Origin of the sequence: Mesorhizobium sp. M2A.F.Ca.ET.037.01.1.1 (genome assembly GCF_003998075.1) — a bacterium.
Classification (GTDB): domain Bacteria; phylum Pseudomonadota; class Alphaproteobacteria; order Rhizobiales; family Rhizobiaceae; genus Mesorhizobium.
Genome location: NZ_RZSA01000981.1, coordinates 1 through 2,378, shown reverse-complemented (window position 1 = coordinate 2,378; position 2,378 = coordinate 1). Strand labels below are relative to the sequence as shown.

Annotated in this window: 2 protein-coding genes and 1 tRNA gene; 1 reads left to right on the top strand and 2 read right to left on the bottom strand. The window is 62.9% G+C overall.

Features of this window, described 5'->3' with window-relative positions; translation table 11 throughout:
* On the bottom strand, positions 1-418 hold a 418-nt coding region (locus EOA27_RS32230; protein ID WP_189562188.1), incomplete at its 3' end, for a metallophosphoesterase family protein.
* A 480-nt stretch (positions 419-898) separates the two neighbouring features.
* Between EOA27_RS32230 and EOA27_RS32225 the strand changes: the two genes are divergently transcribed.
* A tRNA-Ser gene (locus EOA27_RS32225) sits at positions 899-988 on the top strand.
* 419 nt (positions 989-1,407) lie between these two features.
* Here EOA27_RS32225 and EOA27_RS32220 read toward each other — a convergent pair.
* The coding region (locus EOA27_RS32220) for a LysR substrate-binding domain-containing protein (RefSeq protein ID WP_348639881.1) at positions 1,408-2,378 on the bottom strand (971 nt) is incomplete at its 5' end.

The window sequence follows — 2,378 nt, the reverse complement described above, 5'->3', positions numbered from 1 at the left end:
AGGAGAGGCAGCGTTCTGCCGCGTCGACGTCGCGTATGTACAACCATTTTTCCTGCCGCTCCGCGCTGGCGTGCACATACAGCCGGTCTTCGGACCGGAGCGAAAGCGGCAGCTGCGCGAGAAAGTCGAGATGCTCCTGGGCGAGCCGTTCGCGAGTCCACTCGATGGCGGCCCGCGCGTTCTCCGTCATGTCGGTCCGGCCCAAGGCCGCCGCTTCATCGTGGTTGCCCTTGATGCAGAACGCGCCGCCCTCCACCAGATCGGCGGCCTTCTCGACCACATAGACAGGATCGGGCCCGTAGCCGACCAGATCGCCAAGCAGAACCAGCTGGTCCGGCGCCTGCTCCCGAACGACCTCCAGGACTGCGTCGAACGCCTCACGGTTGGCATGGATGTCAGACAGGATCGCGATGCGCATTCAACCTTGTCCCGGGAAGCGAGCAACATAGCAAGGCGACGGCTGCAAGGAATTTGATCCGGCTCAATGCCCCTGCGCGAGCTTACGGCGGAGATTCCCCCCAATGCGGTCACCTTGTCGACTTCCACGACATTGCCTGCAGATCGCTGTCCACCCTCTCACGCACGCTGAAACCAGGCTGCAGCTTAGGCGCGAACGGTCTTACGGGTCGGCCCGCATACATCACGCGAACGCGCGGCACGCCCTCGTTGCGGCGGCCTTCGAGGCCATCCACGGCCAAAAGCCTTTGCATCGCCATTATGGCTTGGCATTCGCTTTCGGATCGACTAGATGAGCCCCGCGCCTGTTTGCCTAGACGGCTAGCGGGTGCAGGGAAGGGTTGCCCGCCGGTTGAAGGCACACCATGTCCGTCGAGGACTTCCCACGGGAGCATCTCCCCAACCCGCGCGGCAAAACCGGCCGGCGCGAGATGTCAAGGACGGAGAGGTGGCCGAGTGGTTGAAGGCGCACGCCTGGAAAGTGTGTTTACGGGAAACCGTAACGCGGGTTCGAATCCCGCTCTCTCCGCCAGAATTTTCCTAATAAATCAATGATTTCATACACTTAGATCATTATTGAAGTCCTTCAAGATCGAAGCGACCTTAATCTGCGTAACAAACCGCCAAGAATCCGCTCAGTCCGCCACAGCGTCGCTCAACGTCGAGGTGGTCAGCATCCTATTCGGGCCGCAAGCAGACGTCAGCTTGCGGCCGCAGGCTTCGAGGGCGGAAGCCGAAGAAGATCTTGTATATCGCATGGCCTCACGGCGTGCGGGCAACGTGCGAGCGCGGGCAGGGTTAGATCCTAACCAATGCGACGCGGCAGACCGCCTTTCGCACGAAAGAACGCCCCCCCTCATAGCGAGAACCGCTGAAGCCCAAGCGGAGAATCTGCGTCCGGCAATGCCGAGGAGCGCCGTACCTTCCCGCGCGTCCGGCATGGCTCGCTCCTTATCCCACTCGTCCGAGGTGAGCGGCAGGTTCAGGGCCAGGAGACGGCGGACGCGGCTCCCAGACCCCGAGCTTGCGCAGGACACGCACCTCATCGCGGATGAGCGTCGTCAGCGCGCGTATGACCGTCGTGGTTGGCCGCTGGCTGGACGTGGCCAGAAGCAGCTCCCGCTCGATCGGGGGATTGCGGATGCGCCAGTAGTTGATCCTGCCTTCGGCAACGAGGTTGTGGCAGCTTGAATAAGACAGGATGGTGTAGCCTATCCCCGCTTCGACGAGCCGCAAGGTCGAAGGCATGGCGTCGACCTCGACCTCGATATTCGGCTCGATGCCGGCGGACCCGAGAATGTGATCCAGCACCACGCGCAGGCCATGCGGCCTCGCTGGCAGGATCATCGGCAGCCGGGACATCACGTCCGCATCGACAGGGCCTGGCCCGAGATTGTGTGGGTCGTTTTTGGCGCCGAGCAGGAACAGCTCGTCGCGCAGGATGGGTTCTGCCAGAAGATTGTTCATCCTCGGCGCGTTGTACAGGACCGCGACGTCGATCTTGCCCATCACCAGCCATTCGAGCAGATGGCCGCTGAAGCCTTCGATCACCCTCAGGCTCACCTGCGGGAACTGGACGCGGAAATTCTGCACCAGCGGCGCCGTCAGCACGACGCCGACCGAGGGCGGCATTCCGAGCACGATCGTGCCACGCGGGTTCGAGCGCAGCGCCGCCAGTTCCGTCTCGGCGCGCGCGGCCTGCTCAAGCAGGGCCACAGCGTAGCTTTGCAGGATCTTGCCGGCTTCCGTAAGCACGATGCCGCGGCCATTGCGATAGAGCAGCGCGACGCCGACCTTGTCCTCGAGCGACTTGATCTGCCGGCTGAGCACCGGCTGGCTAATCGAAAGCGCCACCGCCGCGCGTGAGAAACTGCCGAACTCGGCCACGGCGGTAAAAAGCTGCAGTTGCTTCAGATCGAACA